This is a genomic window from Allobosea sp. NPDC055353 (assembly GCF_053644975.1).
Window position 1 is genome coordinate 658,956 of sequence record NZ_JBSHMC010000002.1, and the last position, 14,234, is coordinate 673,189.

Genomic DNA, 14,234 nt, shown 5'->3' on the forward strand with positions numbered 1-14,234 from the left:
TTTCGTCGACCAGGCTTGACGCTTTACGACATCACGCGTCATCACCGGCTGATGCTTCGCCTCGCCCTTTTCCAGCCGGACATCCCGCAGAACGCCGGCACGATGATCCGCATGGCGGCCTGCCTCGGCATCGCCGTCGACATCGTCGAGCCGACAGCCTTCGACGTCTCGGACCGGCATTTCCGCCGCTCCGGCATGGATTATCTCGAGCGCGCCGCCGTCCGGCGCCATGATTCCTTCAGCGCCTTCGAGAGCTGGCGCCGGGCACAAGGCCATCGCCTCGTCCTGGCCGAGACCGACGGCGAGACCGCCCTGCCCGATTTCGCCTTCCGTGCCGATGACATCGTCCTGGTCGGGCGCGAATCGGCCGGCGTGACGGCCGAAGTACACGCCGCCGCCGAGGCCAGCCTGCACATTCCGATGCGGTCGGGATTGCGCTCGCTCAATGTCGCACTGGCCGCGGCAATGGTAATGGGCGAGGCATTGCGACAGACTGGCGGCTTCCCGGGCCGCGATGGAACAGATGATGGTCACGCCCAAGCCCGCTGAATTCCCTTCCGCCGATCCCGCTATCGTTGCGGCATTGAAACCCCGCGCCGCCGCCTGGTTCGAAACCCTGCGCGATCGTATCTGTGCCGCCTTCGAGGCGGTCGAGGACGAGGCCGCCGGCCCCTTCCCGCCCGAGGCGGATGCGCCCGGGCGCTTCGTCCGCACACCGTGGCAGCGCACCAACCATGATGGCGAGCCCGGTGGCGGCGGCGTCATGTCGATCATGAAGGGCCGCATCTTCGAGAAGGTCGGCGTCCACGTCTCGACGGTGCATGGCAGCTTCCATCCCGATTTCGCCGCCCAGATTCCCGGCGCGGCGGAAGATCCACGCTTCCATGCCACGGGGATCTCGCTGATCGCCCATCCGTGGAACCCGCATGCGCCGACCGTGCACATGAACACGCGGCTCGTCGTTACCACGAAACCCTGGTTCGGCGGCGGCGCCGACCTGACGCCGGTGCTGGATGCGCGGCGCAACCAGGGCGATCCGGATACGCAGGCTTTCCACGCGGCGATGCGCGCGCCCTGCGAGGAGTTTCCGGCGGTGGCGGACTATCCGCGCTTCAAGAGCTGGTGCGACGAGTATTTCTTCCTGAAGCACCGCAACGAGCCGCGCGGCATCGGCGGCATCTTCTACGACTACATCTGGACGGGCGACGTCGAAGCCGATTTCGCCTTCACCCGGGCCGTTGGCGAGGCTTTCCTCGACACCTATCCGAACATCCTGCGCCGCAATATCGGCAAGCCCTGGAGCGAGGCCGAGCGGCACGAGCAGCAGGTGCGGCGCGGCCGCTATGTCGAATTCAACCTGCTCTATGACCGCGGCACGATCTTCGGCCTGAAGACCGGCGGCAATGTCGATTCCATCCTGTCCTCGATGCCGCCGACCGTTCGCTGGCCCTGAGGCCAGAGTTTCCCGGCGCAGCCCGCACTAGCGGGCAGCAGTCAGAACGGCGCTGACGAACTCCATCTGCTTGGCTATCCCGGCCGGGCAGCCGGCCTCGATCCAACCCTGCCGGGCGGCCTCGAGCGTTTGTCCCACGCGCGGCCCGGGCGGGACGCCGAGCCCGACGACATCCTTGCCAGTCGGTTCGAAGCGCGGTGTCCGGCCGAGTTCGCCGATGAGGCGTTGAACCCCGTCCCTGCCCTGGCCGCCTCTCGCCGAAGCGTTTAGCAGGACCAGCGCCGCAGCCGCAGCATCGCTCCCGGAGCCATGGGCGACATGGCGCAGCGTCGCAATGGCGGGCAGGCCTGATTGGCCTCCCAGGCCTTCCAACGCTCGTGCAAGGCGCTCGATCCGGTCGAACTCCTCGTTCGAAAGCCGCAAGCGGTCGCGCAGGCGCAGCGCATCCTCGCCGACGGCAACCGCCAGCGCTGCCAACCGGAAAGCCGGGTGAATGCCTTCACCGTCATCCTCCGCGACTGCAGCAAAGCGCGAGAGATACGGCACGCCGCCGATCACCGGCATCAGCAGCCCCGCGCCGGCCATTGCCCGGAGGGTCGCGACGACGCCGGGCGCAACGAGGAGCTTGAGCAACTCCGCCCGCACGCGTTCACGCGACAACCCGGAGAGCCCCTCACGGCCGGCAATGCAGGCGCGCAGGCCCTCGCCATCAGGCTCTCCCGCGCCATAACGGGCATGGAAGCGGAAGAAGCGCAGGATGCGCAGATAATCCTCGCGGATGCGCGCATCCGCCTCTCCGATGAAGCGCACGCGCCGCCCGGCGAGATCGTCGAGCCCGCCGCAATAGTCATGCAACCGGCCGTCCCGGCCAAGCCCGAGCGCGTTGATGGTGAAATCGCGCCGCAAGGCATCGGCTGCGAAATCGCGGCCGAACAAAACCTTGGCGCGGCGCCCATCCGTCTCGACGTCGCGCCTGAGCGTCGTGACCTCGAAGCTCGCGCCATCCCCGACGAGCGTCACCGTGCCGTGCTCGATGCCGGTCGGCACCGCCTTGAAGCCGGCCGCTCGTCCACGTCGTGTCGTCTCTTCCGGCAAGGCGGTCGTCGCGAGGTCGATATCGCTTGCCGGTTCGCCGATCAGGAGGTTGCGCACCGCGCCGCCGACGACGCGCGTCTCCTCGCCGTCTCCGTCGAGCGCCAGCAGCAACCGCGCCAGCGCCGGCTGCGTCAGGAAGCGCGCGATCTCGCCGGCGCGGTCCCCGATCATTTGAAGCGGCCGGGCACCAGGACCCCGTTCTCCATATGCGGCGGCTCGTAGGCGCCCTCGCTGCGCGGTGCGATGAAGCCGCCATAGATCAGCACGGCGATCGCCAGCAGGAAGCCCACGACCGCCAGGCGAAAGACATGCGGGCTCCAGTGCTCGACATCGAAGGGATTGCGCCTGTTGATGACGAGATAGCCTGCGAAGATGCAGAAGGGCAGGACGAAGAGCAGAACCTCTTCGATGATCGCGCGCAGCATCGGCTTCGTCGTTTCCTCGGCGCGTTGTCCGCGCAGTACAGTCTTATCCGGCCAGCCGCTCGTAGAGGTTGCGGATCATGCCGGCGGTCGCCCCCCAGATATAGCGACCCTCGAACGGCATCGCATAGTAGGTGCGGAAATGCCCCTTCCACTCCCGGCCTTCGCGCTTGTGATTGGCAGGGTCGAGCAGGAAGGAGAGTGGCGTCTCGAAAGCCTCGTCGACCTCGTTATGGTTGATCGTCAGCGCGAAGGGCGGCTCGACCAGCGCGACCACCGGCACGATCCGGTAACCGGTGCCGGTCAGATAGGCATCGAGGAAGCCGAGCGTGCGGATATGCGAGCGCGGCAGGCCGATCTCCTCCTCGGTCTCGCGCAAGGCCGTGACGACCGGCGAGCCATCGACGGCATCGACCCGCCCGCCGGGAAAGGCGACCTGCGCCGAATGGTTGCGCAAGCTCGCGGCGCGCTGCGTCAGCAGCACGGTCGGCCCCTCGGGGCGCGGCACGATGCCGATCAGCACGGCTGCCGGCACGGCCCGCTTCTCGTCGGGGACCGGCACCGGCGAAGATTGATTCTCATGGTCGCCGCGCGGGCGGCTGATCACGTCGCCCAGCGCCGGCGGCTCGGCCCGCAGCCGTTCACGCGCCAAGGCCGCGAAGCCCTCGGCGCTGAGGTTGAGGGCAGACTCGATTGTCTTCAGCACTAGATGCCCTCGATCTCGCTCGCCGGCACAGCCGGATAGAACTGTCCTGCGGCCGCAACCCCGAACATCGCCGTGCCCTCCGCCTCCCTGATCTCGCCGAGCGCCAGCAGGTCATAGGTCAGCGCCCGCGTCAGCCGGGCCCAGAGGCCGCGCCGGATATGGAGATAGGGCGTCAACCCGTCCTGCGCAGCCCGCGCGAAACGCAAGGCGTGGTCCGGCCCGACGCCGACGAGATCGTCGACCTGCGTGCGGAACGCGATCGTCCGGCCATCGCCCGCGCCATCGACCTGCATCTCGACAGCCTGGAACGGCGCGTCATCGACGGCGATCCCGACCTTCTCGACCGGGGTCACGAGAAAGTAATCGTCGCCCTCGCGCTTCAACACCGAGGAGAACAGCTTCACCAGCGCCGGCCGGCCGATCGGCGTGCCCATGTAGAACCAGGTGCCGTCGGCTGCGATGCGCATGTCGAGATCGCCGCAGAAAGGCGGGTCCCAGCGCTCCACCGGCGGCAGGCCGCGCGCCTTGCCACCACCGAGCGAAGCCATCAACCGCTCCATCGCCTGGCCCGGTCCCGTCATCTCGATCTCTCTGCTCCCCGGCTGCGGCATCGTGGCTGCATCGCGTTTCCGCCTTGAACTCCACATAATCGTGAAGCCGGATGATGTGTACCGTTCCATTCGGCGCTTGAGCCGGCAGGATGGCCCGTCCACACTCCCTGGATGATGACGCCGGGCGCCTGCGCCCTGGCGACGAAGGTGAAGGAGACCGACATGGCGGCGCAAGCCCGGGCAAACGAGAGCACCTCGCCGATCGACCTCGACACAGGCATCGTCGAGGCGGCGGAAGCGGCACTCGGCGCCATCGGCGCGGCGCGCAAGGAGATCGGCCAGGTCATCTTCGGCCAGCAGAAGGTCGTCGATCTCTCGCTGGTGACGCTGTTGTCCGGCGGCCACGGCCTGCTCGTCGGCGTTCCCGGCCTCGCCAAGACCAAGCTCGTCGAGGCGATGGGCACCGTGCTCGGCCTCGCCGCCCGCCGCGTCCAGTTCACGCCGGACCTGATGCCGTCAGACATCCTCGGCTCCGAGGTTCTCGACGAATCGAGCGACGGCAAGCGCCATTTCCGCTTCATCAAGGGGCCGGTCTTCGCCCAGCTCCTGATGGCGGACGAGATCAACCGTGCCTCGCCGCGCACCCAGTCCGCCCTGCTCCAGGCGATGCAGGAGCACCATGTCACGGTCGCCGGCGAGCGCTATGACCTGCCGGCGCCCTTCCATGTGCTGGCGACGCAGAACCCGATCGAGCAGGAGGGCACCTATCCCTTGCCCGAAGCCCAGCTCGACCGCTTCCTGCTCGAGATCGATGTCGGCTACCCCGACCGCGAGGCCGAGCGGCGCATCCTGCTGGAGACCACCGGCGCCGCCGAATACAAGCCCTCCGAAGCGATGACCTCGGAGACGCTGATCTCGATCCAGCGCCTCGTCCGCCGCCTGCCGGTCGGCGATGCGGTCGTCGATGCCATCCTCGACCTCGTCCGCTCCGCCCGCCCCGGCGAGGGCGAGGCCTCGGTCACCGACAAGCTCTCATGGGGCCCCGGCCCCCGCGCCAGCCAGTCGCTGACGCTGGCTGTACGTGCCCGCGCCCTCGTCGAGGGCCGGCTCGCGCCTTCGGTCGACGATGTCGCGGCGCTCGCCATTCCCGTGCTGAAGCACCGCGTTGCGCTCACCTTCGCCGCCCGCGCCGATGGCGAGACCGTCGAGGGCCTGATCGGCAAGCTCGTGGAACGGCTGGGATAGGCCGATGCTGCGCACGCGCGTCCTGGGTCCGAGCGAAAGGCGGCCGTCGCGGCCGGTCCTCACGGATGCGCTCGACCTCGCCGCGCGCCTGCCGCGCCTGATCCTGGAGGCGCGCCGCGTCTCGGCCAGCATCCACGGCATCCATGGCCGGCGCCGCGCCGGTCCGGGCGAGACCTTCTGGCAGTACCGCCCGCTGGTCGCTGGCGAATCGGCCTCTCGCATCGACTGGCGCCGCTCCGCCCGTGACGGCCATCTCTTCGTCCGCGAGCGCGAATGGGAAGCCTCGCACTCGATCTGGCTCTGGATCGACCGCTCGCCCTCGATGGGCTTCGCCTCCTCGCTCGCCATGGCCTCGAAGCTCGACCGCGCGCTGGTCGCAGGCTTCGCGCTGGCCGAAACCATGGTCGAAGGCGGCGAGCGCGTCGGTCATATCGGATTGACGCGGGCGCTGGCCTCCCGTCGCATCGTCGAGCTGCTGGCGCAGGCGATCGTCGCAGACGAGCGCAACGCCCCGTCCGACCTGCCGCCGGAAGCCCCCCTGCCCCGGCTGGCCGACGCGATCATCATCACCGACGGGCTCTCGCCCGCCTCGGCGCTGGCCCAGCGGATCGCCACGCTGGCGTCATCGGGCGCGCGCGGCCATGTCCTGCTGATCGCCGATCCGATCGAGGAGACTTTCCCCTTCAGCGGCCAGGCCGAACTCTTCGACCTGGAGGACGGGCTGACCCTGCGCGTCGGCGACGCCGGGGCCTGGGGCGATGAGTACCGCCAGCGTCTCGCCGCCCATCGCGAGGCCATCACCGAGGCCTGCCGCAAGGCCGGCTGGACCCTGACGCTGCATCGCACCGACCGTCCGGCCAGCGAAGCGGTGCTGCGCATCGCGAGCCTCATTGCCGCCTCGCGCAGCGCTTCGGGCTTCTGAGGGGAACGCCGATGCTCAGCGCCCTGCCCTTCAGCTTCTCCGCCCCGCTCGCTCTCGCGGCGCTCGCTTTGCTGCCGGCGCTCTGGCTGATCCTGCGCGTCACGCCGCCGCGCCCGCGCCGCATCGATTTCCCGCCGCTGAAGATCATGGCGGACCTGATCGCCAAGCGTGAGACGCCGGCCCATACGCCCTGGTGGCTGCTCGCCTTGCGCATGGCGGTGGCCGCGCTCGCGATCCTCGCCGTCGCCGGCCCTGTCTGGAATCCCGTACGCGATGCCGCACCCTCGCGCGGCCCCGTCCTGCTCCTGATCGACAATGGCTTCGGCGCCGCCACCGACTGGCCCGAGCGTGTCTCGGTCGCCGAATCGCGCATCGCCGCCGCGACGCGCGAAGGCCGCCCGGTCGCCGTCGTTGGCCTCGCCGAAGCGCCTGCCGCCATCGCATTGGCCGAGCCGCGTATCGCGCTCGATCGCCTGCGTGCGCTCCCGCTCCAGCCGCATGCCCCGGACCGCGCCGCATATCTCCCGCGCATCGAGGCCTTCCTGCAGAGCTCACCTACCGCCGAGATCGTCTGGGTCGCGGATGGACTTGGCGTCTCCGACAACGGCAACTTCCTCGCACGGCTGAAGCAGGATGCCGAAGCGCGCCGCCTCGCGATTCACGCCGCTCCGCCCGCGCAGCTCGCCCTCGCCGCCCCCGAGAACCTCGCGGGTGCCCTGACCGTCAAGGTGCTGCGCCCCGTCGCCAGCGCGCCTGCGACGGGCCAGGTCCGCGCGCTCGACCTCAAGGGCCTGCCGCTCGGCAACGCCCCCTTCATCTTCGAGGGCAGCAATCTGGAGACGACCGCCCGGCTCACCCTGCCGATCGAGGTGCGCAACGCCGTCTCCCGGCTGGAGATCATCGGCGAGCGCAGCGCCGGCGCCGTGGCGCTGCTCGACGACCGGGCCAAGCGCCGCCGCATCGGCCTCGTCTCCGGCGCCACCGCCGACACCGCCCAGCCGCTGCTGTCGCCGACCTATTATCTCTCCCGCGCGCTCCAGCCCTTCGCCGAGATCCGCGAGCCGCGGCAGGGCTCGACCGATCCGATCGGCGAAATGCTGGCGCAGAATCTCTCGGTGCTGGTCCTCGCCGATATCGGCGCGCTCGATCGCGAAACGGCGGAGAAGGTGACGAGCTTCGTCGAGCGCGGCGGCGTGCTGCTGCGCTTCGCCGGTGCCCGCCTCGCGGCGGCGTCCGACGAGCTGACGCCGGTGCGGCTGCGCCGCGGCGGACGCACGCTCGGCGGCGGCCTGTCCTGGGAAAGCCCACGCAAGCTCGCGCCCTTCACCCGCGAAAGCCCCTTCTTCGGCCTGACGATCAGTGACGACATCCGCGTCAACCGCCAGATCCTGGCCGAGCCGGAACCGAACCTGTCGCGCAAGACCTGGGCCGCGCTCGAGGACGGCACGCCGGTCGTCACCGCCGAGCGGCGCGGCGACGGTCTCATCGCCATGGTCCATGTCACCGCCGACACCACCTGGTCGAACCTTCCGCTCTCGGGGCTCTTCGTCGACATGCTCCGCAAGATCGTCACCCTCGCCGGCAACGGCCCCACCGTCGAAACGCAAGGCGACGAGACCAAGGTCGAGACCCTGTCCCCGACCCGCGTGCTCGACGGCATCGGCCAGTTCCGCGCGGCACCGGCGACCGCCCAGCCGGTGGCGCGCAACTATGCTGGCCGCGCCACGCTCGCGCATCCGCCCGGCCTCTACGGCCCGACCGACGGCTCGCTCGCGGTCAATGCGCTGACGCCGACCGACACGCTCGCGGCGCTGGACCTCGCCAGCCTCGGCGTCGCCGTGCTGCCGATCGACGAGCCGGTCGCGCGCGACATCCGCCCGCCGATGCTGGTTCTCGCGCTGCTGCTGCTCGTCATCGACACGCTGGCGACGCTCTGGCTCGGCGGCCGTCTCAACGTCGCGCGCCTGCGCAGGGCCGCCGCGCCCGCCGCGATCCTGATCGCACTCGCGGCCTCCTTCGCGCTTCCGCCCGATCCCGCACGAGCCCAGCAACCCGCACCGAATGCGCAGGCCGATACCCGCCCGCCGATCCCGCGTGCCCTGCTTGCCAATGGCGCACAGACGCGGCTCGCCTATGTCGTCACCGGCGACCAGGCCGTCGACGACATGTCGAAGGCCGGTCTCACCGGTCTCAACACCGTGCTCGGCGCCCGTACGGCGCTGGAGCCGGGCGATCCCGTCGGCGTCAGCGTCGAGCGCGACGAACTCGCCTTTTTCCCGGTGCTGTACTGGCCGATCGTTGCCGGCCGCCCGCTCCCCACGGCCGAGACCTTGCGCAAGCTCGAAGCCTATATGAAGGGCGGCGGCCTCGTGATCTTCGACACCCGCGATGCCATGAGCGCCCGCCCCGGCGGCGGCACCACGCCGGAGGGCGACCAGCTCAAGCGCATGCTGCAGACGCTCGACATCCCCGAGCTGGAGCCGCTGCCGCGCGACCACGTCCTGACCAAGACCTTCTACATCCTCGACGAGCTCGTCGGCCGCTACGACACCGGCACGACCTGGGTCGAGACCCTGCCGCCCGCCGATAGCGACGGGCGCCGTCCGGCGCGCGCCGGCGACAACGTCTCGCCGATCGTCATCACCGCCAACGACCTCGCCGCCGCCTGGGCGATCGACCGACGCGGCGAAGGGCTGGTGCCGCTCTCCGGCGGTGACCCGCGCCAGCGCGAGATGGCACTGCGCGGCGGCATCAACCTCGTGATGTACGCGCTCACCGGCAACTACAAGGCCGACCAGGTCCATGTCCCGGCCCTGCTGGAAAGGCTGGGGCAATAGCTATGTGGAGCGTCTCCCTCGCCCCGATGGTGCCCCTGCCGCTCCTGATCGGCCTCGCCGTACTCGCGGCTTTGGCCGCCGGCGCAGCCATCGTGCTGGCCGGCCGCAGTGCGATCCTGCGCGCGCTCGCGCTCATCGTGCTAACGGCGGCGCTGGCCGACCCCTCGCTGGTCTTCGAGGATCGCGAGCCGGTCAAGGACGTCGTCGCCGTCGTGGTCGACCGTTCCGCCTCCAACCGTCTCGCGGACCGCACGGCCCAGACCGATGCCGCCGTCGCCGAGATTGAGCGCCAGTTGCGCGGCGTTCCCAATGTCGAGCCGCGGATCGTCGAGCTGCGCGACGCGCAAGGCACGAATGACGGCACCCGCCTGTTCGAGGCGCTGTCGTCGAGCCTCGCCGATGTGCCCTCTGAGCGCGTCGCCGGTGCGATCGCGATCACCGACGGCCTCGCCCACGATGCCCCGCCCAATGCCGAGGTGCTCGGCCTGCGCGCGCCGCTGCATGTCCTGACCACCGGCCGCAATGCCGAGATCGACCGCCGCATCGTGCTGGTCGATTCGCCGCGCTTCGGCATCGTCGGCAAGGACCAGATCATCCGGCTGCGCGTCGTCGACAAGGGTGGCCCCGGCCGCGCCGGCCTCACCATCCGCCGCGACGGCGAGATCATCGCCCGCCGCGAGGTCGCGACCGGTCAGACCGTGCAGGTCCCCGTCCGCATCGATCGCGGCGGGCCGAACGTCGTCGAGATCGAGGCTCAAGCCATCGATAACGAGCTGACGCTGGCGAACAACCGCGCCGTCATCACCATCGAAGGCGTCAGGGACAAGCTGCGCGTGCTGCTGGTCTCGGGCGAGCCGCATCCGGGTGAGCGCACCTGGCGCAACCTCCTCAAGGCCGACGCCAATGTCGACCTCGTCCATTTCACCATCCTGCGCCCGCCGGAGAAGCAGGACGGCACGCCGATCAACGAGCTCTCGCTGATCGCCTTCCCGACGCGCGAGCTGTTCCAGGTCAAGATCAAGGAATTCGACCTGATCATCTTCGACCGCTACGCCAACCAGTCGATCCTGCCGCTGCTCTATTTCGAGAACATCGTGCGCTATGTCCGCGACGGTGGCGCGCTGCTCGTCGCGGCAGGCCCCGAATATGCCGGTTCGCAGACGCTGGCGCGCACGCCGCTCGGCCAGATCCTGCCAGCCCTGCCCGACGGCAGCGTCATCGACGAGGCCTATCGTGCAGAGGTCAGCGAACCCGGCAAGCGCCACCCCGTGACGCGAGACCTGCCGGGGTCCGAGGTCTCGCCGCCGCGCTGGGGCGAATGGCTGCGCATGGTCGGCGCCCAGGCACGGGCCGGCACCGCCCCCGTCATGACCGGCCCGGGCGAGCGGCCGCTCTTGATGCTGGCACGCGAGCAGAAGGGCCGCGTCGCGCTCTTCCTCTCCGACCATGCCTGGCTCTGGGCGCGGGGCTTCCGCGACGGCGGCCCCTATCTCGACCTGCTGCGCCGCCTCAGCCACTGGCTGATGAAGGAGCCGGAGCTGGAGGAGGAGGCCTTGCGCGCGACAGTGCGCGGCGCCACCGTCGAGGTCGAGCGCCAGACGCTGCGCGACACCCCCTCGCCCGTCACGATCACTGGCCCGGACGGCCAGTCGCGCACGGTCACGCTGGAGCCCGGCCGCCCCGGCCTGTTCACCGCCCGCATCCCGACCAGCGAGCTCGGGCTCTACAGATTGACGGCAGACAACCTCACCGCCTTCGCCAGCGTCGGCCCCGAGAACCCGCGCGAATTGATGGAGGTGGTCAGCGACCCCGCCGCACTCCAGCAACTGGCGCAGGCGACCGGCGGCTCCTCGCGCCGCATCGGCCGCGAGAGCGGCGCGGCCGTCAATGTGCCGCGCATCGTGCCGGTGCGCTCCGGCAGCCAGTTCGCCGGCAACGACTGGATCGGCCTCCGGATCAGCGATTCCGGCATCGTCCGCGGCGTGCGCATCTCGCCGCTCTTCATCGGATTGCTCGGCCTGGCCGTGCTGTTCGGCGCACTTGTCGCCGGCTGGCTCGGCGAGAGCGGCAGGCGCCTCAGGCGTCAGAGCTGAAGCGCATCGAGGCCACTGCCCCGCTGCGCTGCTTCAGCACGCCCTCGACCAGCTCCAGCGCCAGGAAGCGCGCCGGATCGGCCGGTCCCGGCAGTACGAACTGGCCGGGCGGCAGGACCTTGAAGCCGAAACGGGCGTAATAGGGCGCGTCCCCGATCAGCAGGATCAGGTCGTGACCGGCCTCGCGCGCGGCCTCGATCGAACGGCTCATCAAGGCTGCGCCGATTCCCCGGCCTTCGAAGGCGGGATCGACGGTCAGCGGCCCGAGCATCAGCGCCTTGTGGCCGCCGGCCAGGACCGCGGTCACCTTCACCGAACCGACGAGGAAGGTGCCGACATGGCTGGCGAAGGACAGGGCCGGCTCGGGCGGCACGCCCTCGCGCAGGCGAAAGGCGGTGCGGGCGAAACGGCCGGGGCCGAAGGCGCGCTCATGCAGGCGCTCGATCGCGGCGGCGTCCACGGGAAGTTCGTGGCGGATGGTCAGCGGCAGGGATGTCATGATGATCGACGTGTAGCGCGGGAGGCGGATCGGCTGAGCTAAGGGCAGGCGCGTGCGGGCGCATGACCGGAAGGGCGCATTCAGCGCGCCGGTCGTCGCAGGTCTCGCAGGCTCAGCCGGATCATCATGAAAGCGCCTCTACAGCATCGCGCCGAAAAGGGGAATCTACTTTTTTCGCAGAATCCGATGCGCGGCCAGACGGCCCCGCGTTCCACCTGTCCTGCGATGGCTTGCCGGCTTCGCCGCTTTGGTCTCAACTCCCGTTTCACGTGGGGGAACAAGCCACAGAAGCCGAGAGCGTATCGCCTTTCGGAACGGAGGAATCGATGCCCGGATTGAAACCGCTCGCCGCCGCCCTCCTTCTGACCACGATCTGCCTGCCCGCTCAGGCCCAGCAGACGGCGCCACCGAAAGAACCCGTCCGGGACGAGTTCTTCTGGCTCGGCGAGATCAACAAGGCGAGCACGGTCATCAATTCGGAGCAGGGCCTGCTCGATCGGTCGCTGGCGCCGAAGCTGGCGAAAGGCATCGCCAAAGTCATCGAAGCCGGCGGCCAGCCCGGCGCCAGACGCCCGTCGACCGTCATCACCTTCGAGCCCTTGATGATCAAGGAAGCCGGGGTCGAGGTCACGCTGATCCATGCCGGGCGTTCCAGTCAGGACATGCATGCGACCTACCGAGCCGCGATCATGCGCGATCGGCTCTTGATACTGGCCGACCAGCTCAACCGGGCGACACGGACCATGGTTGATCTCGCAGCGACGCATCGCGACACCGTCGTGCCCAACTACACCAACGGCGTCGCCGCCCAGCCCAACAGCTATGGCCATTATCTTCTGGGCCTCGCCGCCGGCCTCGACCGCGACGCGCAGCGCATCCGCGAGACCTATGCCCGCGTCGACCTTTCGCCGATGGGTACGACCGTGCTCAACGGCACGAGCTGGCCGCTCGATCGCCAGCGTATGGCGGATTATCTCGGCTTCGCCGGCCTTGTCGAGAACGCCTATGACGCCTCGCAGATCGCGGCTGCCGACCTGCCCGTGGAGGTTGGCAGCATCGTCACCGGCATTGCGCTGCATGTCGGCGGCTTCATCGAGGACGTGATGACGCAATACGCCCAACCGCGGCCCTGGATCCTGCTGCGCGAGGGCGGCGGCACGACGGGCGGCGGCAACACCTATGTCTCCAGCGCCATGCCGCAGAAGCGCAATCCGGGCCTGCTGAACGGCACGCGCGAGGACGCTTCGACCGCTCTGTCATTGGCGATGGGGCCGGTCTTCAGGGCTCATAACATCCCGCCCGGCATGCCCGACGCCAAGGGCGCCAAGGTCAACAGCGCCATGACCGACAGCGCGACCAAGGCCCTGCAAGGGCTCGACCGCATCCTGAAGGCGCTCGCCATCGACCCGGAACGCGCGCTCGAAGAGCTCAACAGCGACTGGACCGCCTCCCAGGAACTCGCCGATGTGCTGATGCGGAAATACAAGCTGCCCTTCCGCGCCGGACATCATTTCGCATCGGAGGTCGTGGACTACGCCAAGCTCAACAACATCAAACCGACCGAGTTCCCCTATGCCCAGGCGCAGGCGATCTACCGCAAGGCGGCGACCGAGATGGGGCTCGCCGCAGCCGAATTGCCGATGAGCGAGGCCGAGTTCCGCGCGACGCTCGATCCCGTCGCGATCATCAGGAACCGAGCCACATCGGGCGGCCCGCAGCCGGCCGAGATGGACCGGATGCTCGCCGAGGCGAAGCAACGCATCGACAGACAGGATACCTGGGTCAAGGATCGGCGCGCGAAGATCGCAGCGGGCCTGGCTAAGCTCGACGCCGATTTCGGCACGCTGGCGAAAAGCGCGAACTGAACGGCCGGGCAGCCAGGCTCACCATTCGATCGCTGGCGGCTGGCCTGACATGATCTCCGCCAGCCGCCGCCGCGTTGCCGGCGTCGTACCGTTCGGCAGCCGGTCCAGCGGGAAGAAACCGGCTTCCGCGATCTCGCGATCAGGCTGCTTGACGCGCTCGATCCGGAACCTGCAGAGTACATAGACAGCGACATGGTCGCGCCGCGAGATCCTGCGGTTGAAGAACAACCCGTGCAGGACGGGCCGCTCGGTCGGGGCGATGCCTGCTTCTTCCGACAATTCGCGCTCCAGCGACAATTCCGCCGTCTCGCCGACCTCGACGCCGCCGCCCGGGAAATGCCAGCCGGGCACATAGGTATGGCGGATCAGGAAGACCTCGCCGCGATCATTCAGCACGACGCCGCGCACGCCGAAGGTCATGCCCCGCGCGAAACGGAAATAGACATGCAGCAGGCGGGTTAGCAGGCGCTGCGCGAGTGTGCGCGGCCTGTCCGGATCGGCGGTGGGCTGGGGCATCTCTGATTGCATCCGACCGATTCTCAAGGC

At 69.3% G+C, this 14,234-nt stretch carries 13 protein-coding genes; 7 read left to right on the plus strand and 6 right to left on the minus strand.

From position 1 onward, the window contains the following. Positions 1–51: 51 nt before the first annotated feature. Together ACWIEX_RS16525 and hemF are read left to right on the plus strand one after the other, a co-directional pair. On the plus strand, positions 52–549 hold the full coding sequence (locus ACWIEX_RS16525) for a tRNA (cytidine(34)-2'-O)-methyltransferase (RefSeq protein ID WP_454034092.1): 498 nt from the start codon (positions 52–54) through the stop codon (positions 547–549). Continuing rightward, positions 527–1,453 (plus strand): oxygen-dependent coproporphyrinogen oxidase, encoded by a 927-nt coding sequence (gene hemF / locus ACWIEX_RS16530; protein WP_454034802.1) that lies wholly within the window; start codon positions 527–529, stop codon positions 1,451–1,453. The genes ACWIEX_RS16525 and hemF overlap by 23 nt, the downstream gene beginning before the upstream one ends. Positions 1,454–1,480: 27 nt before the next feature. On the opposite strand, the gene ACWIEX_RS16535 is transcribed toward hemF, so the two are convergent. From ACWIEX_RS16535 to ACWIEX_RS16550, 4 genes are read right to left on the minus strand one after another with little or no spacing between them, the layout of a single operon-like run. Then, positions 1,481–2,719: a CCA tRNA nucleotidyltransferase gene (locus ACWIEX_RS16535; RefSeq protein ID WP_454034093.1), complete on the minus strand. Its 1,239-nt coding sequence runs from the start codon at positions 2,717–2,719 to the stop codon at positions 1,481–1,483. Then, positions 2,716–2,973, minus strand: coding sequence for a DUF6111 family protein (locus tag ACWIEX_RS16540; RefSeq protein ID WP_061969527.1), 258 nt, complete (start codon positions 2,971–2,973; stop codon positions 2,716–2,718). The genes ACWIEX_RS16535 and ACWIEX_RS16540 overlap by 4 nt, the downstream gene beginning before the upstream one ends. Positions 2,974–3,016: 43 nt before the next feature. Beyond that, positions 3,017–3,676 (minus strand): CoA pyrophosphatase, encoded by a 660-nt coding sequence (locus ACWIEX_RS16545; protein WP_454034094.1) that lies wholly within the window; start codon positions 3,674–3,676, stop codon positions 3,017–3,019. After that, entirely contained in the window at positions 3,676–4,257 is a 582-nt protein-coding gene (locus ACWIEX_RS16550) for a DUF1285 domain-containing protein (RefSeq protein WP_454034095.1), read from the minus strand. Before ACWIEX_RS16550 ends, ACWIEX_RS16545 begins: the two co-directional genes overlap by 1 nt. A 192-nt stretch (positions 4,258–4,449) precedes the next feature. Between ACWIEX_RS16550 and ACWIEX_RS16555 the strand changes: the two genes are divergently transcribed. From ACWIEX_RS16555 to ACWIEX_RS16570, 4 genes are read left to right on the plus strand one after another with little or no spacing between them, the layout of a single operon-like run. Continuing rightward, positions 4,450–5,472: an AAA family ATPase gene (locus ACWIEX_RS16555; RefSeq protein ID WP_454034096.1), complete on the plus strand. Its 1,023-nt coding sequence runs from the start codon at positions 4,450–4,452 to the stop codon at positions 5,470–5,472. 4 nt (positions 5,473–5,476) lie between these two features. Next, a complete protein-coding gene (locus tag ACWIEX_RS16560; RefSeq protein WP_454034097.1) occupies positions 5,477–6,394 on the plus strand; it encodes a DUF58 domain-containing protein in 918 nt (305 codons plus the stop codon). Between the two features lie 11 nt (positions 6,395–6,405). Then, positions 6,406–9,231, plus strand: coding sequence for a DUF4159 domain-containing protein (locus ACWIEX_RS16565; protein WP_454034098.1), 2,826 nt, complete (start codon positions 6,406–6,408; stop codon positions 9,229–9,231). Positions 9,232–9,233: 2 nt separating this feature from the next. Beyond that, complete coding sequence (locus ACWIEX_RS16570) at positions 9,234–11,324, plus strand: hypothetical protein (protein WP_454034099.1); 2,091 nt, start codon at positions 9,234–9,236, stop codon at positions 11,322–11,324. Here the strand turns inward: ACWIEX_RS16570 and ACWIEX_RS16575 are convergent. Next, positions 11,308–11,823 carry a GNAT family N-acetyltransferase gene (locus tag ACWIEX_RS16575; RefSeq protein ID WP_454034100.1) on the minus strand — a complete coding sequence of 172 codons (516 nt, stop codon included), beginning with the start codon at positions 11,821–11,823 and terminating at the stop codon, positions 11,308–11,310. The genes ACWIEX_RS16570 and ACWIEX_RS16575 overlap by 17 nt on opposite strands. Positions 11,824–12,149: 326 nt before the next feature. Here ACWIEX_RS16575 and ACWIEX_RS16580 point away from each other — a divergent pair, with 326 nt between their 5' ends. Further along, positions 12,150–13,688: an argininosuccinate lyase gene (locus ACWIEX_RS16580; RefSeq protein ID WP_454034101.1), complete on the plus strand. Its 1,539-nt coding sequence runs from the start codon at positions 12,150–12,152 to the stop codon at positions 13,686–13,688. An 18-nt stretch (positions 13,689–13,706) separates the two neighbouring features. Here ACWIEX_RS16580 and ACWIEX_RS16585 read toward each other — a convergent pair whose 3' ends face one another. Then, entirely contained in the window at positions 13,707–14,204 is a 498-nt protein-coding gene (locus ACWIEX_RS16585) for an NUDIX domain-containing protein (RefSeq protein WP_454034102.1), read from the minus strand. Positions 14,205–14,234 lie beyond the last annotated feature (30 nt).